The sequence below is a fragment of the Pseudomonas grimontii genome (genome assembly GCF_007858185.1).
Classification (GTDB): domain Bacteria; phylum Pseudomonadota; class Gammaproteobacteria; order Pseudomonadales; family Pseudomonadaceae; genus Aquipseudomonas; species Aquipseudomonas grimontii.
Genome location: NZ_VFES01000037.1, coordinates 27,000 through 47,985, shown reverse-complemented (window position 1 = coordinate 47,985; position 20,986 = coordinate 27,000). Strand labels below are relative to the sequence as shown.

Here is a 20,986-nt window from a genome sequence, read left to right as displayed (position 1 = left end):
GAGCCCGATCTACGTTACAGGCTAAAAGCCTAAGCAGCTGTGCGGCTTCCAAGTCCCTCCCTCGATGATCAGTCGAGAACTATTACTCCTGACGGAGCGATAGTCGAGATACAAGCAGCTGTCGAGCCCCGGCGAGGCTGCGTCGGCCGCGACTCGAGCTTGAATCGGCAGCGCGTCTGACGCAGCCTCGCTTGCGCTCGGCAGCTGCTACGGGGGGGCCTTGATGGGGGTTGGATAAGACGGTATCTACGCAGAAGGCTCGCTCAAGTTGTGTAGATACCCATGCCCCGATGGCGATAGCCCAGTCACCACCCGACTCAAAGCCCCGCCGCCAGATTCGGCGCCACCCAGTCACTCACCTGGAACGACTTGCGAATCAGCTTCTCCTTGGAAGCCAGGTCCACCGCGCCCTGCAATTTAGCCAGGAACACCGGGTCCAGGGTCGACGGAAAAATTTTGCTGAGGGTCTGGTCTTTCAAGTCATTGGTGAGGATCACCGGCGGGTAGCTGGCCAGCCCGGACACCAGCGCAATGTAGGCCTGCTTGTTGTTGTCATCGGTCAACCATTGCACCGCCTGCTGCTGGGCCTTGAGCAACTTGGCGACGGCGTCGGGGTGCTGGTCGACAAACTGTTTGCTGCCCACCAGCACCGCCTGGATGCTGCCGGCGCCGCCGAGGTCCTTGGTGGTCAGCGGAATTTCAGCCAGCCCCTTGGCTTGCAACGCCGTCAGGTTCGAACCGCCCCAGGTGGCGTCGATCTGCTTGGCAGCCAACGCGGCATTGGCGGCGTTGTAGTCCAGGCTGATGACTTTGAGGTCCTTCTCACTCAAGCCCTGGCTGGCCAAGGCACTGTCGAACGACAGCTGGCTTGCGGTACCACGGAACACCGCAACGCGCTTGCCCTTGAGGTCCTGCAAGGTCTTGATGCCTGAGCCCGGCACCACGCCGAGATACTGCTTGATGTCCCGCGCGGTGGCGCTGAGCAAGCGTGTCTCCAGGCCATTGGAGCGACCGATGATCGCCGCCAGGTCGCCCAGGTATGCCAGGTCCACCTGCCCGTTGGCGAAGGCTTCATTGATCACCGGGCCGGCGCCCTTGAAGTAATTCCACTGGATCTTGATGCCTTGGTCGGCAAAGGCTTTTTCGAAGATCTGCTGATCGCGCAGCACGTCCGTTATGCCGCCACCACTGTGCTGGCTGCCTGCGCTGAGGTCGGGCACGGCGATGCGGATTTCCTTGAGGTCGGCAGCCTGCACCAGGCCTGCCAGCGCGGTGCCTGCGACCAGGGTGATCAGACGTTTGAAGGGCAGTTTCATAAGCGCAGCTCCTTGTGGGCGAGGGTCGCCTGGGGAGCAGAAAGTAGGCACAGGCGGATAAAAACTTTAAATACTATAAATTCACAATTTAATAGCTTTTAGATCTATGCAAGTGAAAACGCCGGGCCCAGAGGACTATGCATAAACAGCATCGAAAATATTCTTCGAATGCATTGGATGCGTGCCGGGCAGAAGCTTTAAATGATTTTTCTTATCCCCCAATCATCTTGATTGCGTTTTTATAAGATCAAAAACACATAACGCCATCGGCGACAACGGAGGTCCTCCATGGCCCGAATTTCACTTTTGAGCCTCCCGCTCGCGGCCCCCGGCGCCGCGCCACGCTGGCCGCTGCGCAGTGAACGCCTGCTGCCATGGTTGCTGCCGGTGACGCTGTTTGCGCTGTGGTGGCTGGCCAGCCGCAATCACTGGATGAGCGAGCAGATCCTGCCGCCACCGTCCCTGGTGTGGAGCAGCGCGGTGGAGCTGGCCGGCGGTGAGTTGTGGAGCCACCTGGCAATCAGCCTGCAACGCCTGTTCTGGGGCCTGCTGGCGGGTATTGGCGCCGGAGCGCTGCTGGGCGCGTTGCTGGGTTTCAGTGCGCGCGCCGAGCGCCTGGTGTTTCCGACGTTCAGCGCTCTGTCGCAAGTACCGACGCTGGCCTGGATTCCACTGTTCATGGTGTTCTTCGGCATTGGTGAAACCCTGAAACTGGTGGTACTGGTGAAGGCGATCGTGGTGCCCGTGACCCTGCATACCCTGGTGGGCGTGCGCGACGCCCAACCCCATTTGCGTGAAGCCGCCCGCGTGTTGCGCCTGCCCACGCACCTGTTGATCCGTCGCCTGATCCTGCCCGCCGCGCTGCCGGCATTCATGGCCGGTGTGCGCCTGGCTCTGGCGGCCGGCTGGACCTCGCTGCTGGCGGTGGAGTTGCTGGCCTCCAGCGAAGGCATCGGCTACCTGATGGTGTGGGCGCGCCAGCTGTTCATGCTCGATATCGTCTTCGTGTGCATCGTGGTCATCGGCGTATTCGGCGTGGTGATGGACCGGGGCATTGGCTGGCTGGACCGCAAATGGGTGCACTGGCCCCATCCGGCCACGGCGCAGATTCGTCGCGGGCCGCGCTATCAAGGCTGGCAGCGCCTGCAACCGTGGTTGCTGCCGCTGTTGTTGCTGGCGTTGTGGCAGGTCGCGACACAACAAGGCTGGGTAAACCCGAACATTCTGGTCAGCCCGTGGGTGGTGCTGCACACCACCGTCGCCGGCGTCGTGGATGGCAACCTCAGCGGTGCACTGGGCACCAGCCTGGGGCGAAGCCTGGGCGGGTTGATACTCGGTGGCGGCCTTGGCTTTGCCATGGGACTGTGGCTGGGACTGTCACGGCGCAGTGAGCGGGTACTCGGACCGACCCTGGCCGCCTTGCGCCAGATCGCGATTTTCGCCTGGGTGCCGCTGCTCACCGCCTGGTTTGGCCTGGGTGAATTGGCCAAGTGGGTGTTTATCGCCCTCGCCGCCTTCTTCCCGTTGTTTATCGCCACCCAACGCAGCGTGCTGAATCTGTCGCCGCAGCTCAACGAAGCGGCGCAGGTGCTGCGTTTGAATCTGTTCCAACGGTTACGACGCCTGGTACTGCCAGGCGCCGCAGCCGGCATTTTCGCCGGCCTGCGCCTGAGCCTGATCTACGCCTGGCTGGGCACCATCGGTGCGGAATATTTCATGCCGTCCAACGGCGGTATCGGCAGCCTGATGATCGGCGCCCAACAACTGCTGCGCATGGACCTGATCATGAGCGGCATGCTCCTGGTCGGTCTCACCGGCGCGGCCCTCAACCTGATCGGCCAGCGCATCGAAATCCGCGCCACCCGCTGGAGACACGCATGAACGCACCTATCGTCAGCTTCAACCATGTGGGCAAGACCTTTGACGTCGACGGCTTCGAGCTGGAAGCCATCCGCGAATTCAACCTGGAGATTGCCGAAGGCGAATTCGTCGCGATTGTCGGTTCCAGCGGCTGCGGCAAATCCACCCTGCTGCGCCTGCTGGTGGGGCTGGATACGCAGTTTCGCGGCGAGATCCGCGTCGACGGCAAAGCGGTCAGCGGCATCGGCGGCGAACGCGGCATCGTGTTCCAGGAACACCGTTTGTTCCCCTGGCTGACTGTGGCGGAAAACATCGGCCTGGGCCTGGTCAACGAGCCGTTGAGCGACGCCGAGCGAACCCGGCGCATCGCTGACTTTATCGAACTGGTCGGCCTCACCGACTTCACCCGTGCCTATCCGCACCAGCTGTCCGGCGGCATGGCGCAACGGGTGGCGATTGCCCGTGGCCTGGTGGCCAGCCCGCGCATCCTGCTGCTGGACGAACCGTTTGGCGCCCTCGACGCCCTGACCCGCCAGCAGATGCAGGACGAACTCCTGGCGATCCGCGCCCGCGCCAAAATCACCACGGTATTGGTGACCCACGATGTGGAGGAAGCGATCTTCCTCGCCGACCGCGTGGTGGTGATGGAGCCCCGGCCGGGGCGGATCAAGCAGGTGGTCGAGATTGCCCTGCCCCACCCGCGCCAACGCAGCAGTTTCGAATTCCACCAGCTGCGTGAGGAACTGCTGCACGAACTGACCAGCGACGGCCATTACCAGCCGCCCGCGCGCGAACAGATCCGCGACCTGCCCCTGGCCTTTATTGCCTGCTAGAGAGAGATCGCCTTCGGACAGGGCGACATCACCTCTTACAACCCCAGCATTGCGACAAGTGAGCAAGGCGTCTTAGATGCGGGCTCGTTGTATCGACCCATGTCTTTTCAGCCCCATTACTCAGGAAGAGTACGCATGACTGTAGCGCCCCATTTCATAGCCTGCATGGCCCTGTCCTTGCTGCCAATCGCTGTACAGGCCGCGCCCAACGTGGCTCCGGTTGAACATCCACTCATTGAGGTGGTGAATAAAACCAAGACCCCCTTGGATATTATTCAAGGAAAATGGATAACCGTCGTCCTGCCGGGACAGAGCCAGCAGGTTGAAGACTCCAAAACCCAGCCTTTGACGATTGCCACTAAAACGCGCGATGCGGCAATCCGATTTGTAACGCTTTCGTACGCCAAAGGCTGTAAAGCACAAACCTGTCTGCTGATTTCCGGAGAATAACCGTTACACCGGCGCAGTCTGGCTTTGCGACTGCGCTTGCGCCTGCTCCCCGCGCTCAAGCCGATTGGCCCGCGCAAACGTACCGAAATCATTGAACCGCACGCCCATCTGGGCCATGACCTTATGCGCCACCTTGGCCGTCATCTGGCGGATGTAGAACGGCTCCTTCACCACAAAATGGTGAATCCCGTGGGTGCTGCCGAAGTTGAAGCAGAACGCCTGCAACGGCCACATCCACCACGGGTTCAACACTTGGGTTTGCTGGATCACATTGCCCAGCTCCACATCACCGTAGTAGTGCATGTTGGAGCTGACAAAGTGCAGGCAAAAGGTGCGCAGCACGTTGGGGCCGATGATCACCACGGCGGCGATGTCGATCACCTGCATCATCTGCAAGGTGCCGGTAGACCACTCGATCGGCGTGCCCAGCAGGCCGGCGATGCCGTTGGCGGCATGGAAACCGAGGAAGATGTACCACGCGCCCCAATGCAGCAGCGCCAGGGGTGCGTAGACCAGCAGCGAGCGCTTGAGGATCTTGAGTTTGTGGTCCCAGGTCTTGGCGCGCAGCATGCGGATAAACGCCGACATCACGTTATCGCCCACCATCAGCAACCGCGCCAAGCCCCAGGGCTCGCCGTTGGTGATCGCACGTTCTTCCATATCGGTCTCGGTGCCGGAGACCTTGTGGTGATTGAGGTGCAGATGCCGACGGATCCACGGGTTGATGGTGCTCGGCCGCGCCAGCCAGACCAGGCCCATCATCAGGTTGTGGGGCACGCGCTGCTTGCGAAAGTACATGCTGTGGATCAGGTCGTGTTCCAGCTCGTGGGTCAGTGAAGCCAGGAACGCATTGAGCAGCAGGCAGGCCCACCAAGCCATATGACCGGTGATATAGAGCGCCGCCGAGCCCATCATGCCCAGCAAGGCAAAGGCCAGGATGCCCGCGCCCAGGGCATCCTGATGCAGCAACCACGGGTGCTGCCGACGCAAGCGCACGCCTTCGGCGAGCACCACCTCACGGATATGCGCCGAACGCTGTTGCGCGTTCATCTGCTGGGGACTTGCAGAAGTACCGTCCATGCTCCCATCCTCTTATTCATTGATGGTTACATCCTGCACCAGGGCTTCCCGCAGGACGCTAGCCCCACACGCCAACCTGTTGACCGCAAGCGCCAATCGCCATGACCGAACCGACTTCCCTCGCCAGCTGGACCCGCGCCCTGCGCAAGCAGCTCGATGCCCTGGGCCTCGACAGCGCCGCGCTGTGCGCGCAGGCCGGGCTCGACCCGCAGCAGATGGACGACCCCAACGCGCGCTACCCGCTGTCGGCCACCACGCGCTTGTGGGAACTGGCGGTGCAGGCCAGCGGCGATCCGGCGATTGGGTTGCGGGTGTCGCGGTTTGTCAGCCCGACCACCTTTCATGCGCTGGGTTATGCGTTGGTGGCGAGCGGCAGCCTGCGCGAGGTATTCGAGCGCATCGTGCGTTATCACCAGGTGGTCAGCGATGCCCTGACACTGGAGCTTAGCGGCGATGGCGAGCACTACCGCTTTCGCCTGCTGCAACCGCCAGGCAGCCCGGCACCGGCGCTGGAAGCCATCGATGCGTTTGCCGCGATCTATGTGCGCACGTGCCGCAACCGCCTGGGCCGCGACTATGCGCCGTTGGCGGTCTACCTGCGGCGCCCGGAACCCGTCGACCCCAAGCCGTGGCACACGGTGTTCCGCGCACCGGTGTTTTTTGGCGCCGAGGAAGACCGCCTCGAATTCGCCGCCAGCGATTTCGACAGCCACCTGGACGACGCCAACCCGGAACTGGCCGAACACAACGAAACCGTGCTCAAACGCACCCTCGCCCAACTGCAACCGCTGACCTGGGAGCGCAAGGTGCGCGCGGCCATCGAGGCGCAACTGCCCGATGGCGAGCCGAGTGCCGAGCGGATTGCCCAGGCGCTGCACTTGAGTTTGCGCAGTTTGCAACGGCATCTGGCGGATGAGGGGTGTCGGTTTGATGCGTTGCTCAATGAATGCCGGGAGAATCTGGCGTTGTTGCACCTGCGGGATCCGCAGTGCTCATTGGCGGAGATCAGTCATCTGCTCGGGTTTGCTGATACCAGCAGCTTTAATCGTGCGTTCAAGCGCTGGACAGGGATGACGCCGGGGCAGTTTCGGGATGGGTTGCGGTAGGTGGATGCGTGGGGAGGCTGAAGGCCTCATCGGGTTCAAGCCCCCTCCCACAGGGGAGCGCATTGCAAATGTGGGAGGGGGCTTGCCCCCGATGGCAATCTTTCAGGCACTACAGTTACGGGATCAATCAGCGGCCCCGATCCCGCCGCAACAGTTTCTTCACCCGCATCACCAACACCTTGGCCTCAAACGGCTTGAGCAGGTAATCATCTTCATGCAGCTCCAAGCCACGCAGGCGATCTTCAATCCCGCCCGGCGTGGTCAGGAACAACACCGGCGTCTCACCCTTCTGCCGGATGGCCTGCTGCAGCTTCCAGGCATTCAGCCCCGGCAGCATCACGTCCAACACCACCAGGTCGTACTCGGCGCTTTCGACAAAGCGCTGCGCCGCCATGCCGTTGGCCGCGACTTCCACGGTGTAACCGGCCTCGCTCAAGCCCTGGGCCATCCGCTGCGCCTCTTCGGATTCATGTTCCACTAACAGCACGCGCATAACACACCTCGATTGATCAGGTTTGCAGGCTAACACCCTCAGGTGTGCGCCGCCTCTCGTAGCCGCTGTGCGTCGAGGATTTCGATCTCGCCGTAGCCGAGGCGCACGATGCCCTGGGCTTGCAGGTCCTTGAGCAAGGCATTGGTGGTCTGGCGCGACAGGCTCAACATCGCCGCCAGGTCTTCCTGGGGCAGTTGCAGCACGCGCTTTGACAGTTCCATGTCGCCGTAACCCTCAACGATCATCAACAGCCGGTGGGCCAGGCGAACCGAAGCGGGCATCAGGCTGAGCTGCTCGAGGCCGATAAAACTCAGGCGCAGCTTCTGGCTCATCAGCAACGCCAGGTCGCGCCAGTACCGAGGGGATTCCTCGAGGATCTTCAGCAGCGCCTGCTGCGGCACCTGCACCAGCGTGCACGGCCCCGTGGCGCAGGCGTCATGGGTGCGCGGCAAGCCGTCGAACAGGCAGATCTCGCCGAACCAATAGGGCGCCCCCACCAGGCTCAACAGCGCTTCCTTGCCGTGCTCATTCACCGCACTGACACGCAACGTACCGTCGAGTACCGCATACAAGCCACAGGGCGGATCGCCGCGCTTGAACAGGTATTGTCCCGCCGTCAGCTGCCGCAGCCGCGCATGGGCCAGCAGACTATGCTGGAACGGTACGGGCAGGTGACTGAACCAGTGACCGACGGCCAACCGGGAGTGCCATTGCGTCGCATCCATGAGAACTCCGAAGATTGTCGCCCAACTGACAGTTAGTCGCAGGCTGACAGGGCATGATCAAACATCCTACAGGAGGAACAACAATGAAAAGCCTCGTCGACCATCTCAGTCAATACGCCGCCTACCACCGCGACCCACGCAATATCGCCAGCCACTTCATCGGCATCCCGCTGATTGTGGTCGCCGTGGCCGTGCTGCTGTCACGCCCCGAATGGGCCGTGGGCGGGCTATGGATTTCACCCGCCGTGGTTGTCGCGCTGTTTTCGGCGTGGTTTTACCTGCGCCTGGAATTGGCCCTGGGCGCGCTGATGACGGTGTTGATGGGCTTGTCGGTATGGGCCGGGCATGAGCTGGCGGCGCAGAGCACGATGGTGTGGCTCAGCAGCGGCGTCGGCCTGTTTGTGGTGGGCTGGGTGATTCAGTTTGTCGGGCATTACTACGAAGGCAAGAAGCCCGCGTTTGTGGATGACGTGTCGGGGTTGATTGTGGGGCCGTTGTTTGTGGTGGCGGAGGTGGCGTTTTTGCTGGGGTTGCGGCAGGGCCTCAAGCAACAGATTGAGGAGCGCTCGGGACCGGTGGTTCGCCGCGATCTGAAGCCGAGACAGGTCTGAATGTGGGAGGGGGCTTGCTCCCGATGGCGGTGGGTCAGTGAAATATTTATCAACTGACCCACCGCCATCGGGAGCAAGCCCCCTCCCACATTGACCCCATTTCACAGTGGGTATTGCGGGTTTTCAGGCTTTTTGCCAGACCTTGGGCTTGAAGAACAAGGTCTCGCCCCGCGCCAAACCGGTCAAGCTGTCGTGGTCTTTCACCACTTCGGCTTCGATCAGGTCCGTCTGGCCTTCGACCTTCAAGGTCACCCGCGTGGTCGCGCCCAACGGGCGAATATCACGCACTTCAGCCGCGTGGTGGTCTTCGAGTTCATGACGCGACAGCGACACTTCGTGGGGGCGGAACAGCACGTGCTGGTCTTCACCCAGGTGCAGGCGGTTGGAGTCGCCGAGGAAGTGATAGACGAAATCGCTGGCCGGGTTTTCGTAGACGTCCCCCGGTGAGCCGATCTGCTCGATCACGCCCTTGTTCATCACCACGATGCGGTCGGCGACTTCCATGGCCTCTTCCTGGTCGTGGGTCACGAACACCGACGTCAGGTTGATGTCTTCGTGCAGGCGTGCCAGCCAGCGGCGCAGCTCTTTACGCACCTTGGCGTCGAGGGCACCGAAGGGTTCATCCAGCAGCAGCACTTTCGGCTCGACCGCCAGGGCGCGGGCCAGGGCGATACGCTGGCGCTGGCCACCGGAGAGTTGTTCCGGGTAACGGTCGGCCAGCCAATCCAGCTGCACCATGTTCAGCAGTTCGTGGACCTTGGCCGCAATCTGGCTTTCGTTCGGGCGCTGTTTTTTCGGCTTCATGCGCAGGCCGAAAGCGACGTTGTCGAACACGGTCATGTGGCGAAACAGCGCGTAGTGCTGGAACACAAAACCGACGTTGCGATCGCGCACGTCGTGGCCGGAGACGTCTTCACCGTGGAACACGATACTGCCGTCATCCGGGGTTTCCAGGCCTGCGATGATGCGCAGCAAGGTGGTCTTGCCGCAGCCGGAGGGCCCAAGCAACGCCACCAGCTCGCCACTCTGGATGTCCAGATTGATGCTGTTCAGGGCCTTGAAGGCGTTGAAGTTCTTGCTGACATTACGGACTTCGATCGACATGACTTATTCCTCAGCCGCAGCGGCGCGCAGGCGATTAATACGGTTCTCGCTCCACTGCTTGAGCAGCAGGATGAAGAGCGCCAGGATCAGCAGCAGACTCGCCACCGCAAAGGCGGCGACGTGGTTGTATTCGTTGTAGAGAATCTCGACGTGCAGCGGCAAGGTGTTGGTCACGCCGCGAATATGGCCGGACACCACCGACACCGCGCCGAACTCACCCATGGCCCGCGCGGTACACAGCACCACGCCGTAGATCAGGCCCCACTTGATGTTCGGCACGGTGACATGCCAGAACATCTGCCAGCCATTGGCGCCCAGCAGGCGCGCGGCTTCTTCTTCCTGGGTGCCCTGCTCCTGCATCAGCGGGATCAGTTCACGGGCGACGAACGGCACGGTGACGAAGATGGTCGCGAGCACGATGCCGGGCAAGGCGAACACGATCTGGATGTCATGCTCCTGCAACCACGGGCCAAACAGGCCCTGGGCACCGAACATCAGCACGTAGACCAAGCCTGCGATGACCGGGGAGACCGAGAACGGCAGGTCGATCAGCGTGACCAGGATGCTCTTGCCACGGAACGAGTACTTGCTCACGCACCAGGCGGCGCTGACGCCGAACACCAGGTTGAGCGGCACCGAGATCAGCACGGCGATCACCGTGAGTTTCAGCGCGGACAACGCGTCCGGTTCAAGGATCGCGGTGAAAAACGCACCGAGGCCGTTCTTCAAGCCCTGGGACACCACGATAAACAGCGGCAGCAACAGGAACAGGAAGAACACCAGCCAACCCAGGCTGATCAGGATGCGCCGGGAAACAGCGCTGCCACGGCGGGCGGCGTTGGCCGAGGATGCAGCGGAAATAGACGATTGGGACATGTTCCGCGCCTCCTTATGGACGTTCGATGCGCCGCTGCAACAAGTTGATCAGCAGCAGCAAAACAAAGGAAACCACCAACATCAGCACGCCAATGGAGGTGGCGCCGCGGTAGTCGTATTGGTCGAGCTTGACCATGATAAGCAGCGGCAGGATCTCGGTTTTCATCGGCATGTTGCCAGCGATGAAAATCACCGAGCCGTACTCACCGACGCCACGGGCAAACGCCAGGGCGAAACCGGTCAGCCAGGCGGGCAGCAGCGCGGGGACGAGGATGTAGCGGAACACCTGCAACGGCTTGGCGCCCAGGCAGGCAGCGGCTTCTTCGATTTCCCGGGGGATGTCGGCGAGTACCGGCTGCACCGTGCGCACCACGAACGGCAGGGTCACGAAGGTCAGCGCCAGGGTGATGCCCAACGGGCTGTAGGCGATCTTGAAGCCCAGGTCGGCGGCGAACTGGCCCACCAGGCCGGTCGGCGTGTACAGCGCAGTCAGGGCAATACCGGCCACGGCGGTGGGCAGCGCGAACGGCAGGTCGATCATCGCATCGATGATCTTGCGGCCGGGGAAGGTGTAGCGCACCAGCACCCAGGCCAGCAGCGTGCCGATCACGCCATTGATCAGGGCGGCGTACAGCGCGGTGCTGAAGCTCAGTTTCAACGCCGCCAGCACACGGGGTGCGGAGATGATGTTCCAGAACTGATCCCAGGTGAGTTGAGCGGCGTGTACAAACATCGCCGCGAGGGGGATGAGTACGATCAGGCTGAGGTACACCACGGTGTAGCCCAGCGTCAGCCCGAAGCCGGGTATGACGGGGGAAATACGACGCGACATAAGAGTCCTTGGTTAGCGGAACTGACACACAAAACCCGCAGGTGAATGCGGGCTCCGTGGGTGTGTATTTCTCGGCTTACTGCGCCGTGTAGATCTGGTCGAACACGCCGCCGTCGTTAAAGAATTTCGGTTGGGCAGTCTTCCAGCCGCCGAAGTCTTTGTCGATAGTCACCAGGTCCAGTTTCGGGAACTGCTGGGCGTATTTTTCGGCCACTTTTGCATCGCGTGGGCGGTAGAAATTCTTCGCCGCAATCTCCTGGCCAGCCGGGCTGTACAGGTGCTTGAGGTATTCAGTGGCGATCTCGGTGTTGCCCTTTTTCTCGGCGTTCTTGTCGACCACGGCCACTGGCGGCTCCGCAAGGATCGACAGGGACGGCACGACGATGTCGAACTTGTCGGCGCCGCCGTCTTCTTTCAGCGCCAGGAAGGCTTCGTTTTCCCAGGCCAGCAACACGTCGCCCTGACCGTTGTTGACGAAGGTGATGGTCGAACCGCGCGCGCCGGTGTCGAGGATCGGCACGTGCTTGAACAGCTCTTTCACGTATTCCTGGGCCTTGGCTTCGCTGCCACCGGATTTCAGGCCGTAGGCCCAGGCGGCAAGGAAGTTCCAGCGCGCACCGCCGGAGGTTTTCGGGTTAGGTGTGATCACCGACACGTCTTTCTTGATCAGGTCGCCCCAATCCTTGATGCCTTTAGGGTTGCCCTTGCGCACCAGGAACACGATGGTGGAGGTGTACGGGGTGCTGGCGTCCGGCAGGCGGGTCTGCCAGTTCTCCGGCAGGGTCTTGCCCAGCTTGGCGATTTCGTCGATGTCACCGGCCAGGGCCAGGGTCACCACGTCGGCACGCAGGCCGTCGATCACCGCCCGGCCTTGCTTGCCCGAACCACCGTGGGATTGCTGGATCTTGACGTTGTCGCCGGGGTGGGACTGTTTCCAGAAGTGGGTGAATTCAGCGTTGTAGTCCTGGTACAGCTCACGGGTAGGGTCGTACGAGACGTTGAGCAACTCGTAGTCCTTGGCAACGGCGGAACCGGCAAACACGGCGCTGGCCAGGGCGGCCAGGGCATAACGGCGAATCGACGACATAGAAGCTCCTGAAATTCTGGGGTGTTGGCTTTTTCTTATAGTTGCGGGTCTATCGCCGTTCTTGCTCAGCTCGGTTTGTTACCCGGGTTCTGCAGACGGAATTTTTCCTTGCGTTCGATCTGTACCACTTGAGCGTTGTGCACAGTGATTTCCACCGCGCCAAACCGCAGATCGCGCAAGGCGCTCTGGATCTCACGCAAAATGGCTGCTTCGTCCTGGCCGTCGACGCTACGTAGAGATGCGCTCATGGTCTCGCTCCTGAAATGAATAGTGCCTCGCAGTGGCGGCACTGCTTGCGGCGTAGGGCGATAGTAGATAAGCGCGGATATTCTTAAAAATACTATTTAAGAATGTTTATATAACCAAAAAGAATTTTCTGGCAGGACGCGGGGTTGCGAGGGAGTTTTGTGTTCGGGCGCTGAAATTAAGCCTTGCGAAGTTCCAACTGTGGGAGGGGGCTTACCCCGATGGCGGTCTGTCAGGTACCCATGTTCTGCCTGATACACCGCTATCGGGGCATAGGTATCTACACAACTTTTCAGACCCTGACAAATCTCCCTATGGCGAGCGGGCTTGTCGAATCGTCGCACCGCCCGCGTTGGGCTGCGAAGCAGCCCCAAAACCAGCCTCTACAGAGTGTCTGATACACCGCATTCTTCCTTACAGGGGCTGCTACGCGGCCCAACGCGGGACAAGCCCGCTCGCCACAGGTGCCCTATCTGCTGGGTGTTCAGCGTGGGGCCAACGTTGTGTAGATACCTATGGCTATCGGGGGCAAGCCCCCTCCCACATTTTGAATGCATTTCAAGGCTGGAGAGTGGGGGCGCGGTTCCAATCAATCTCGTCCGCCGGCATTGGCCGCCCAAACCAATACCCCTGCCCCATATCGCAGCCTTGCTCCAACAAAAACCGCGCCTGCTCCACTTGCTCGATCCCCTCGGCATGCACCTGCATGCTCATGCTCTTCGCCAGGGCGATTACCACGCGCACGATGGCGGCATCATCTTCGTCCCACGGCAGCCCGGCGACAAAGCCCTGGTCGATCTTGAGTTTCTGCACCGGCAGGCGCTTGAGGCGCAGCAGCGAGGAATAGCCGGTGCCGAAGTCATCGATGGCCAGGCGCAAGCCCAGTTCGCGCAGGCGGTGCAGCTGTTCCAGGGCCACTTCAGGGTCATCCATCACTGCGCTTTCGGTGACTTCCAGCTCCAGGAAGGCGGGGTCCAGGCCGGTATCGTGCAGCACCTGCGCGACTTGATCGTAGAGTTCGCGCCGGGCAAACAGGCGGCTGGATACATTGATTGCGATAAAGCTCAGCGGCACGCCGTCGGCCAGCCATTGGCACATCTGCCGGCAGGCCTGGTCCATCACCCACCCGTCGATATCGGCAATCAAGCCGGTGCGTTCGGCGATGGGGATGAAATCACCCGGCGGCACCAGGCCACGCTCGGGGTGTTGCCAGCGCACCAGCGCTTCGACGCCGATCAGGCGGCTGGTGTGCAAGTCATGCACCGGCTGGTAGTAGACGCGCAGTTCCTGCTGTTCGAGGGCGCGGCGTAGTTCGCTGGCGATTTCCACACGGTTCTGCGCGTGGGCGGTGAGTTCTTCGGTATACAGCGCGTAGCCTTCGCGGCCCACGCTTTTGGCCTTGAAGAGCGCGGAATCGGCGTTGCGCAGCAACTGCTCGGCGCTCAGGGCGTCATTGGGGAACAGGCTGATGCCGATGCTGGCGCTGATAAACAGTTGATGGCCGTCAAAGATGAACGGCTGCTTCATCACATCCAGCATGCGCTGCGCCAAAGCCGCCGCCTGCACCACCTGTGAGCAATTTTCCGCGAGCACCGCGAACTCATCCCCGCCCAGGCGCGCCAGGGTGACGCCGGGGCCGAACAACGCCTTGAGCCGCTCGCCCACCAGCTTGAGCAACTGGTCGCCAACGTTATGGCCAAGGCTGTCGTTGATGATCTTGAAGTGGTCCAGGTCCAGCAACAGCAGGCCGCAGCCGCGCTTGTGCAGTTGCGCCGAGGCCAGCGCCTGTTCGGCGCGGTCGGTGAACAGCAAGCGGTTAGGCAGGTCGGTGAGCGGGTCGTGGTGAGCCAGGTGCGCCAACTCGTGCTCGGAATCCTTGATGGCGCTGATGTCGGAAAACACTGCAACGTAATGGCTGATATGGCCCAGGTCATCGTGAATCACACGAATGGTTTGCCACTGTGGATAAATCTCACCGCTTTTGCGCCGGTTCCAGATTTCACCGCTCCATTCACCGCTGTGTTCCAGGGTCTGGAACATCTGTTGATAGAAATTCGACGAATGGCGACCGGACTTGAACAGGCTCGGCTGCCGGCCCAAGACGTCTTCGCGCTGGTAGCCGGTGATTTCCATGAAGGCCCGGTTCACATGCACGATCAGGCCCTTGGCGTCAGTCACCAACACCCCTTCGCGGGTGCAATCGAACACGGCAGCAGCCTGGCGCAGGCGCTCGCGGTTCTCTTTCAAGGGTTGCTGTTGCTGGTGGACCCGGGCAGAGCGGGCACAGATCAGGTAGATCAACAAGGCACTGACCGCAACCCACACATAGCCGCGCACCTGTAACCACTGGTGCAGGTCGGTCGGGTTATCGAGAAACTCGATCAATACCCGATGAGTGAGACCGATCCAGGCACTCGAAGCCAGCAGGTATACCAGCCCCGCATACAGGGCGCTTCGGCATGAAAAGAGCATATGTTCAGTAATCCTTACTTAAAATGCAGAATCGTCCTACAAAGACTGGGGATTATAGGATATGTAACATCTCGTAAGTCTTATCTGAAAGGGCCGCTGGTTTTCTCTGTAGGCTTAGTGATAATGCGTGAGCTGTTCTTTTCTTTATCTGAGGGCCATACAGCCTATGTGGTACAACGGTTTTCTTGACTTGTCGGCCTGGCAACTGGTGGCAGTCACCCTGTTGATGACCCACGTGACCATCGTTGCGGTCACGGTTTATCTGCACCGCTATTCAGCCCATCGCTCCCTGGAGCTCAATGCCGGCCTGAAACACTTCTTCCGCTTCTGGCTGTGGCTGACCACGGCACAGAACACCCGCGAGTGGACCGCCATCCACCGCAAGCACCACGCCAAGTGCGAAACCGTCGACGACCCGCACAGCCCGGTGATCAAGGGCCTGTCCACCGTATTGCGCAAAGGCGCCGAGCTGTACCGCGCCGAGGCCGAAAATCCCGAGACCCTGCGCATCTACGGCAAGAACTGCCCGGACGACTGGATCGAGCGCAAAATCTACACCCCTTACCCGCTGCTGGGTGTCGCGATCATGGGCGTGATCGACCTGCTGCTGTTCGGCACCATCGGCATCACCATCTGGGCGATCCAGATGATGTGGATCCCGTTCTGGGCCGCCGGCGTGATCAACGGCCTGGGCCATGCGGTGGGCTATCGCAATTTCGAATGCCGTGACGCGGCGACCAACCTGGTGCCGTGGGGCATCATCGTCGGCGGCGAAGAGCTGCACAACAACCACCACACCTACCCCAACTCGGCCAAGCTGTCGGTGAAGAAGTGGGAATTCGACCTGGGTTGGGCGTGGATCAAAGTGTTCAGTTACCTGCGCCTGGCCAAGGTCCAGCGTGTGGCACCGATTGCCCACCGCGTGGAAGGCAAGGGCCACCTGGACATGGACACCGCCATGGCGATCCTCAACAACCGTTTCCAGATCATGGCCCAGTACCGCAAGTTGGTGATCGGACCGCTGGTCAAGCAGGAGCTGGAAAAAGTCGATCACTCGGTGCGCCACCAGTTCCACCGCGCCAAACGCCTGCTGTCGCGGGAAACCAGCTTGCTGGATGACCGTCACCACCTGCGTATCCAGAGCATGCTGGAACACAGCCAGGCGTTGAAAGTGATCTACGAAAAACGCCTGGCGCTGCAGCAGATCTGGCTCAAGACCAGCTCGAATGGCCACGATATGCTCGCTGCCATCAAGGAGTGGGTACACGAGGCCGAGGCCAGCGGCATCCAGTCCCTGCGGGATTTTGCCCACCAATTGAAGACCTATTCGCTGCGTCCTGCATCCGTCTGACAACATGGCGGGAGGGCCTTCCCTCCCGCCCACCAGCTTTTTGGCGCCATTTCTCGGACACCGTCAATCGCTCCTATTGACGGAACTTCACTGCAATTCGCCTCTCTCAATGAACACTTCGCCATCATGGTGGCCCCTTGTAGTGACCGCTGCTCGACCTTGCGGCGCGCCCAGAGAGAGTTGTGCCGATGGTTCTCGAAAAGCCCTTCACCAGCGACATCCCCACCGCTGACCCTCCGCGTCCGGCTGCGGCAGCAACCCTGCTGGCGCTGGTCCATGCCCAGGGCGAAGTCGAACGGCTGAGCGAACGCGAACAATTACTGAGCTCGTTGCTGGTCAGTGTGAATGCCGTGCTCTGGGCCATCGATTGGCAGACCCGCCGCGTGCTTTACGTAAGCCCGGCATACGAGCGGATTTTTGGTCGCTCTGCCGGCCTGCTGCTGGCCGACCACCGCGAATGGCGCAACAGCATCCACCCCGAAGACCTCGACTACGCCGAACACAGCCTGGCGCGCGTGCTGGAGCAAGGTGCCGTGGAGGACCGCGAGTACCGCATCATCACCGCCGACGGGCAGATCCGCTGGCTGAGCGACAAATGCTACATCAACCAGCAGGTCGAACCCGGCGAGCCGGTGATCGTCGTCGGCATGGCCGAGGACATCACTGAAAAAAAACAGATGGAACTGGAGCTGCACCGTCTCGCCACCACCGACGTGCTGACCCAGAGCAGCAACCGCCGACACTTCTTCGAATGCGCCAACCAGGCCTTCGACAGCGCCTGCGCCCAAGGCGCGCCGCTGGCCTTCCTGCTGCTGGACATCGATGACTTCAAGGACGTCAACGACACCTACGGCCACCTGGAGGGCGACCAGGTGCTGCGGCGTATCGCCGAGAGCGGTCGCGGGGTACTGCGCCGAGGCGACCTGTTCGGGCGCATTGGCGGCGAAGAGTTCGCCGCCGTACTGCCGGGTTGCGCGCCTGAGATGGCGTTGCAGGTGGCCGAGCGCCTGGGCAAGGAGATCCAGGCGCTGAGTTTCAGCTTCGAAGGCCAGGCGTTCAGCGTCACCATCAGCCAGGGCCTGGCCAGCCTGACCGAGGAAGACTCAACCCTGGACAGCCTGTTCGCCCGCGCCGATGCCGCTATGTACGAGGCCAAGCGCCAGGGCAAGAACCGCGTCATCGCTGGCTGAATGCCGATCACTGTGGGAGGGGCGGTGCGACGAGGTCTGAAGGTGCTGCAAGGGCACAAAAAAACCCGCCGGAGCGGGTTTTTTCTGTCGATCATGTCAGCTTCCGCTTACAGCTCGGAGAAGCACTCTTCGATGATCGCCAAGCCTTTGTCCAACTGTTCGTCCGGTGCGGTCAGCGGGACCAGTACGCGCAATACGTTGCCGTAGGTGCCGCAGGACAGCAGGATCAGGCCCTTGTCACGCGCCTTGGCCACCACAGAGGCAACGGCCGCAGCGTTTGGCTTGTGGGTATCGCCATCGTCGAACAGCTCGACCGCGATCATCGCGCCCAGGGCACGCACGTCGCCGATCACCGGGTACTTGGCCTGGATCGCCTTGAGGCCGGTCACCAGGCGCTCGCCCACAGCCTTGCAGCGGTCCAACAGGTGCTCTTCTTCGAACACTTCCATCACCGCCAGCGCAGCGGCGCAAGCGATCGGGCTACCGGCGTAGGTGCCGCCCAGGCCACCGGGAGCAATGGCGTCCATGTATTCGGCCTTGCCGCACACACCGGCCAGCGGGAAACCGCCAGCGATGGATTTGGCGAAGGTGGTCAGGTCGGCGGCAACGCCCATCTGTTCCATGGCGAAGAAGGTACCGGTACGGCCGGCACCGGTTTGCACTTCGTCGGCGATCAGCAGGATGCCGTGCTTGTCGCACAGCTCACGCAGGCGCTTCATGAAAGACTTCGGCGCGACGTAGAAACCGCCCTCGCCTTGTACCGGCTCGATGATGATGGCGGCAATATCACGCGGCTCGGCATCGTTCTTGAAGATGCGTTCGATGCTGGCGATGGAGTCGTCGTCGCTGACACCGTGCAGTTCGTTCGGGTACAGCGCGCGGAACACGCCGCCTGGCATCAGGCCCATGCCGGCCGAGTAAGGCACGACTTTACCGGTGAGACCCAAGGTCATCATGGTACGGCCGTGGTAGGCGCCGGTGAAGGCGATCACGCCGGCACGGCCAGTCGCGGCACGGGCGATTTTCACAGCGTTTTCAACGGCTTCGGAACCGGTGGTGACCAACAGGGTTTTCTTGGCGAAATCGCCCGGAACCTTGGCGTTCACTTTTTCGCAGACTTCTACGTACGGCTCGTACGCCAGTACCTGGAAGCAGGTGTGGGTCAGCTTGTTCAGCTGCTCGGTCACGGCGGCGATGATTTTCGGGTGCACGTGGCCGGTGTTCAGCACCGCGATACCGCCGGCGAAATCGATGAACTCGCGACCTTCAACGTCGGTCACGCTGGCGTTCTTCGCGGATTCGGCGAAGATCGGGTGAATCTGGCCAACACCGCGCGGTACAGCGGCTTCGCGGCGTTTCATCAGGGAAGCGTTGGTCTTGCTCATAAAGTCCTCATTCGCCACTCATCGGGTGGCGTTGCTCAAGGAATACGTGGCGGGGAGGCAACTACGGCAGCATGCGATGATCGACTGCCACAGCTTTCCCGGCCACTACGAATAACGATGTGAAACACGCAAAGGGTCAGCGCTCTCGTGCCCTTTGCGTTTGCTGCAATCTCTTACGGGGCTTAGATGCCCAGGCAGAGGTATTTGATTTCCAGGTAGTCCTCGATCCCGTACTTGGAGCCTTCACGGCCCAGGCCCGAGGCCTTGATACCGCCGAACGGCGCCACTTCGTTGGAGATCAACCCGGTATTGACCCCGACCATGCCGTATTCCAGGGCTTCGGCCACACGGAACACACGGCCCAGGTCGCGGGCGTAGAAGTAGGAAGCCAGGCCGAACTCGGTGTCGTTGGACATCGCGATCACTTCGGCTTCGTCTTTGAAGCGGAACAGCGGCGCCAGCGGGCCGAAGGTTTCTTCCTTGGCGACGGCGGCGTTTTTCGGCACGTCGACCAGGATGGTCGGTTCAAAGAAGTTGCCTTCCATGACCTTGCCACCGGCCAGCAGCTTGGCGCCTTTGCTCAGGGCGTCGGCAATGTGTTCCTGAACCTTGGCCACGGCTTTTTCGTCGATCAGCGGGCCGGTGGTGGTGCCTTCTTCCAGACCGTTGCCGATCTTCAATTTGGCCACCGCGACTTTCAGTTTTTCGGCGAACGCGTCGTACACCGAATCCTGGATGTACAGGCGGTTGGCGCAGACGCAGGTCTGGCCGTTGTTGCGGTACTTGGAGATGATCGCGCCTTCGACGGCCTTATCCAGGTCCGCGTCGTCGAACACGATAAACGGCGCGTTGCCGCCCAGCTCCAAGGAGACTTTCTTGATGTCCTTGGCGCACTCGGCCATCAACTGGCGACCGATTTCGGTCGAACCGGTGAAGGACAATTTACGTACGATCGGGTTACTGGTCAGCTCGCCGCCGATGTCGCCAGCGCTGCCGGTGACCACGCTCAGCACGCCTTTGGGGATACCGGCACGGTGCGCCAGCTCAACCAGGGCCAGGGCCGAGAACGGGGTTTGCGAGGCCGGCTTGATCACCATGGTGCAACCGGCGGCCAGGGCCGGGCCGGCTTTACGGGTGATCATCGCGGCCGGGAAGTTCCACGGCGTGATCGCAGCGGTCACGCCGATAGGCTGCTTGATCACGATCAGGCGCTTGTCGGGCTGGTGACCGGGAATCACGTCGCCATAGATGCGCTTGGCTTCTTCGGCGAACCACTCGATAAAGGACGCAGCGTAGACGATTTCGCCCTTGGCTTCAGCCAGCGGCTTGCCTTGCTCGAGGGTCATCAGGCGACCGAGGTCATCCTGGTTTTCGATCAGCAGCTCGAACCAACGGCGCAGCTTGTTGGCGCGCTCCTTGGCGGTCAGTGCACGCCAGGCCGGCAGCGCCTTGTCGGCGGCTTCGATGGCGCGGCGGGTTTCCGCGGCGCCCATCTTTGGCACGGTGCCGATAATCTCGCCCGTGGCAGGGTTGTTGACCTTGATGGTCGATCCGTTGTCCGCATCCACCCAAGCGCCATCGATAAAGGCCTGCTGGCGGAACAACTGGGAATCTTTGAGCTGCATGTCGGGTTTCCTTAACAGCACCGCGCGCACGCGGAGCGAATTAGAGTTGTTGAAAGGCGCCTTGTGGGCTGCCGTCAGGGAAATCAGCCCCCGCGCGCGCGATCAATGAATAGCACACGAGAGACAGAGCGTTTGAAATCTCAAACGAATCCTAGGATCAATGGGGGTACAGGGCAATAGTCTGTTCGAAAAAAAGAACGAAAACCGCGCATTTGCCGGAACTTTCAGATCAGCGTGATTTGAGCGCGTTCCGCCGCATTGACCAACGGCGCCCGGCGCAGGGCCTTCCAGCGGCAAATTCCTACTCGGAAACGGCCAAAGACCGGCATGGACGCCCAAGGTCG

The 20,986-nt window shown here is 61.3% G+C and carries 20 protein-coding genes; 8 read left to right on the top strand and 12 right to left on the bottom strand.

The window, feature by feature from the left end:
* Nucleotides 1-317: 317 nt before the first annotated feature.
* Nucleotides 318-1,316: an ABC transporter substrate-binding protein gene (locus FIV39_RS31675; protein WP_090401138.1), complete on the bottom strand. Its 999-nt coding sequence runs from the start codon at nt 1,314-1,316 to the stop codon at nt 318-320.
* 288 nt (nt 1,317-1,604) lie between these two features.
* Here FIV39_RS31675 and FIV39_RS31670 point away from each other — a divergent pair, with 288 nt between their 5' ends.
* The 3 genes from FIV39_RS31670 (at nt 1,605) to FIV39_RS31660 (ending at nt 4,459) form a co-directional block, all read left to right on the top strand.
* Nucleotides 1,605-3,197: an ABC transporter permease gene (locus FIV39_RS31670; protein WP_090401139.1), complete on the top strand. Its 1,593-nt coding sequence runs from the start codon at nt 1,605-1,607 to the stop codon at nt 3,195-3,197.
* Nucleotides 3,194-4,009, top strand: a complete 816-nt coding sequence (locus FIV39_RS31665) for an ABC transporter ATP-binding protein (protein ID WP_090401140.1) — start codon at nt 3,194-3,196, stop codon at nt 4,007-4,009. The genes FIV39_RS31670 and FIV39_RS31665 overlap by 4 nt, the downstream gene beginning before the upstream one ends.
* A gap of 135 nt (nt 4,010-4,144) precedes the next feature.
* Complete coding sequence (locus FIV39_RS31660; RefSeq protein WP_090401141.1) at nt 4,145-4,459, top strand: hypothetical protein; 315 nt, start codon at nt 4,145-4,147, stop codon at nt 4,457-4,459.
* A gap of 3 nt (nt 4,460-4,462) precedes the next feature.
* Here the strand turns inward: FIV39_RS31660 and FIV39_RS31655 are convergent, their stop codons facing one another.
* On the bottom strand, nt 4,463-5,539 hold the full coding sequence (locus FIV39_RS31655) for a fatty acid desaturase (RefSeq protein WP_090401142.1): 1,077 nt from the start codon (nt 5,537-5,539) through the stop codon (nt 4,463-4,465).
* A gap of 101 nt (nt 5,540-5,640) precedes the next feature.
* On the opposite strand from FIV39_RS31655, the gene FIV39_RS31650 reads away from it, so the two are divergent.
* Nucleotides 5,641-6,645, top strand: coding sequence for an AraC family transcriptional regulator (locus FIV39_RS31650; protein ID WP_090401143.1), 1,005 nt, complete (start codon nt 5,641-5,643; stop codon nt 6,643-6,645).
* A 127-nt stretch (nt 6,646-6,772) separates the two neighbouring features.
* Here FIV39_RS31650 and FIV39_RS31645 read toward each other — a convergent pair whose 3' ends face one another.
* Both FIV39_RS31645 and FIV39_RS31640 read right to left on the bottom strand, forming a co-directional pair.
* A complete protein-coding gene (locus tag FIV39_RS31645; protein ID WP_090401144.1) occupies nt 6,773-7,138 on the bottom strand; it encodes a response regulator in 366 nt (121 codons plus the stop codon).
* Between the two features lie 38 nt (nt 7,139-7,176).
* A complete protein-coding gene (locus tag FIV39_RS31640) occupies nt 7,177-7,863 on the bottom strand; it encodes a Crp/Fnr family transcriptional regulator (RefSeq protein ID WP_090401145.1) in 687 nt (228 codons plus the stop codon).
* Nucleotides 7,864-7,946: 83 nt separating this feature from the next.
* Between FIV39_RS31640 and FIV39_RS31635 the strand changes: the two genes are divergently transcribed.
* The gene (locus FIV39_RS31635) at nt 7,947-8,474 is read left to right on the top strand and encodes an Mpo1 family 2-hydroxy fatty acid dioxygenase (protein ID WP_090401146.1); all 528 of its coding nucleotides are present in this window, start codon (nt 7,947-7,949) and stop codon (nt 8,472-8,474) included.
* A 123-nt stretch (nt 8,475-8,597) separates the two neighbouring features.
* Here FIV39_RS31635 and FIV39_RS31630 read toward each other — a convergent pair whose 3' ends face one another.
* The 6 genes from FIV39_RS31630 to dibA form a co-directional block, all read right to left on the bottom strand.
* Nucleotides 8,598-9,578, bottom strand: a complete 981-nt coding sequence (locus tag FIV39_RS31630; RefSeq protein WP_090401147.1) for a sulfate/molybdate ABC transporter ATP-binding protein — start codon at nt 9,576-9,578, stop codon at nt 8,598-8,600.
* Nucleotides 9,579-9,581: 3 nt separating this feature from the next.
* Nucleotides 9,582-10,454 carry a sulfate ABC transporter permease subunit CysW gene (gene cysW, locus FIV39_RS31625; RefSeq protein ID WP_090401148.1) on the bottom strand — a complete coding sequence of 291 codons (873 nt, stop codon included), beginning with the start codon at nt 10,452-10,454 and terminating at the stop codon, nt 9,582-9,584.
* 13 nt (nt 10,455-10,467) lie between these two features.
* Nucleotides 10,468-11,286, bottom strand: a complete 819-nt coding sequence (gene cysT / locus FIV39_RS31620) for a sulfate ABC transporter permease subunit CysT (protein ID WP_027607868.1) — start codon at nt 11,284-11,286, stop codon at nt 10,468-10,470.
* 76 nt (nt 11,287-11,362) lie between these two features.
* Complete coding sequence (locus FIV39_RS31615) at nt 11,363-12,373, bottom strand: sulfate ABC transporter substrate-binding protein (RefSeq protein ID WP_090401149.1); 1,011 nt, start codon at nt 12,371-12,373, stop codon at nt 11,363-11,365.
* Between the two features lie 65 nt (nt 12,374-12,438).
* Nucleotides 12,439-12,621 (bottom strand): sulfur starvation response protein OscA, encoded by a 183-nt coding sequence (gene oscA / locus FIV39_RS31610; RefSeq protein ID WP_003170956.1) that lies wholly within the window; start codon nt 12,619-12,621, stop codon nt 12,439-12,441.
* Between the two features lie 556 nt (nt 12,622-13,177).
* Nucleotides 13,178-15,091 (bottom strand): phosphodiesterase DibA, encoded by a 1,914-nt coding sequence (gene dibA, locus FIV39_RS31605; protein ID WP_090401150.1) that lies wholly within the window; start codon nt 15,089-15,091, stop codon nt 13,178-13,180.
* A 166-nt stretch (nt 15,092-15,257) separates the two neighbouring features.
* Between dibA and desA the strand changes: the two genes are divergently transcribed.
* The gene (gene desA, locus FIV39_RS31600) at nt 15,258-16,442 is read left to right on the top strand and encodes a delta-9 fatty acid desaturase DesA (protein ID WP_090401151.1); all 1,185 of its coding nucleotides are present in this window, start codon (nt 15,258-15,260) and stop codon (nt 16,440-16,442) included.
* A gap of 188 nt (nt 16,443-16,630) precedes the next feature.
* Nucleotides 16,631-17,632 (top strand): sensor domain-containing diguanylate cyclase, encoded by a 1,002-nt coding sequence (locus FIV39_RS31595; protein WP_090401152.1) that lies wholly within the window; start codon nt 16,631-16,633, stop codon nt 17,630-17,632.
* 107 nt (nt 17,633-17,739) lie between these two features.
* Here FIV39_RS31595 and gabT read toward each other — a convergent pair whose 3' ends face one another.
* Nucleotides 17,740-19,017 (bottom strand): 4-aminobutyrate--2-oxoglutarate transaminase, encoded by a 1,278-nt coding sequence (gabT, locus tag FIV39_RS31590; protein ID WP_090401153.1) that lies wholly within the window; start codon nt 19,015-19,017, stop codon nt 17,740-17,742.
* Between gabT and FIV39_RS33660 the strand changes: the two genes are divergently transcribed.
* Nucleotides 19,010-19,132 (top strand): hypothetical protein, encoded by a 123-nt coding sequence (locus FIV39_RS33660; RefSeq protein WP_256097758.1) that lies wholly within the window; start codon nt 19,010-19,012, stop codon nt 19,130-19,132. The genes gabT and FIV39_RS33660 overlap by 8 nt on opposite strands.
* A gap of 67 nt (nt 19,133-19,199) precedes the next feature.
* Here the strand turns inward: FIV39_RS33660 and gabD are convergent, their stop codons facing one another.
* Entirely contained in the window at nt 19,200-20,642 is a 1,443-nt protein-coding gene (gabD, locus tag FIV39_RS31585) for an NADP-dependent succinate-semialdehyde dehydrogenase (protein WP_065948543.1), read from the bottom strand.
* Between the last annotated feature and the right edge of the window lie 344 nt (nt 20,643-20,986).

What these genes read in the sequence shown, in the direction of transcription:
- FIV39_RS31675 (WP_090401138.1), bottom strand. Translation starts at nt 1,316, where the DNA reads ATGAAACTGCCCTTCAAACGTCTGATCACCCTGGTCGCAGGCACCGCG.
- FIV39_RS31670 (WP_090401139.1), top strand. Translation starts at nt 1,605, where the DNA reads ATGGCCCGAATTTCACTTTTGAGCCTCCCGCTCGCGGCCCCCGGCGCC.
- FIV39_RS31665 (WP_090401140.1), top strand. Translation starts at nt 3,194, where the DNA reads ATGAACGCACCTATCGTCAGCTTCAACCATGTGGGCAAGACCTTTGAC.
- FIV39_RS31660 (WP_090401141.1), top strand. Translation starts at nt 4,145, where the DNA reads ATGACTGTAGCGCCCCATTTCATAGCCTGCATGGCCCTGTCCTTGCTG.
- FIV39_RS31655 (WP_090401142.1), bottom strand. Translation starts at nt 5,539, where the DNA reads ATGGACGGTACTTCTGCAAGTCCCCAGCAGATGAACGCGCAACAGCGT.
- FIV39_RS31650 (WP_090401143.1), top strand. Translation starts at nt 5,641, where the DNA reads ATGACCGAACCGACTTCCCTCGCCAGCTGGACCCGCGCCCTGCGCAAG.
- FIV39_RS31645 (WP_090401144.1), bottom strand. Translation starts at nt 7,138, where the DNA reads ATGCGCGTGCTGTTAGTGGAACATGAATCCGAAGAGGCGCAGCGGATG.
- FIV39_RS31640 (WP_090401145.1), bottom strand. Translation starts at nt 7,863, where the DNA reads ATGGATGCGACGCAATGGCACTCCCGGTTGGCCGTCGGTCACTGGTTC.
- FIV39_RS31635 (WP_090401146.1), top strand. Translation starts at nt 7,947, where the DNA reads ATGAAAAGCCTCGTCGACCATCTCAGTCAATACGCCGCCTACCACCGC.
- FIV39_RS31630 (WP_090401147.1), bottom strand. Translation starts at nt 9,578, where the DNA reads ATGTCGATCGAAGTCCGTAATGTCAGCAAGAACTTCAACGCCTTCAAG.
- cysW (WP_090401148.1), bottom strand. Translation starts at nt 10,454, where the DNA reads ATGTCCCAATCGTCTATTTCCGCTGCATCCTCGGCCAACGCCGCCCGC.
- cysT (WP_027607868.1), bottom strand. Translation starts at nt 11,286, where the DNA reads ATGTCGCGTCGTATTTCCCCCGTCATACCCGGCTTCGGGCTGACGCTG.
- FIV39_RS31615 (WP_090401149.1), bottom strand. Translation starts at nt 12,373, where the DNA reads ATGTCGTCGATTCGCCGTTATGCCCTGGCCGCCCTGGCCAGCGCCGTG.
- oscA (WP_003170956.1), bottom strand. Translation starts at nt 12,621, where the DNA reads ATGAGCGCATCTCTACGTAGCGTCGACGGCCAGGACGAAGCAGCCATT.
- dibA (WP_090401150.1), bottom strand. Translation starts at nt 15,091, where the DNA reads ATGCTCTTTTCATGCCGAAGCGCCCTGTATGCGGGGCTGGTATACCTG.
- desA (WP_090401151.1), top strand. Translation starts at nt 15,258, where the DNA reads ATGTGGTACAACGGTTTTCTTGACTTGTCGGCCTGGCAACTGGTGGCA.
- FIV39_RS31595 (WP_090401152.1), top strand. Translation starts at nt 16,631, where the DNA reads ATGGTTCTCGAAAAGCCCTTCACCAGCGACATCCCCACCGCTGACCCT.
- gabT (WP_090401153.1), bottom strand. Translation starts at nt 19,017, where the DNA reads ATGAGCAAGACCAACGCTTCCCTGATGAAACGCCGCGAAGCCGCTGTA.
- gabD (WP_065948543.1), bottom strand. Translation starts at nt 20,642, where the DNA reads ATGCAGCTCAAAGATTCCCAGTTGTTCCGCCAGCAGGCCTTTATCGAT.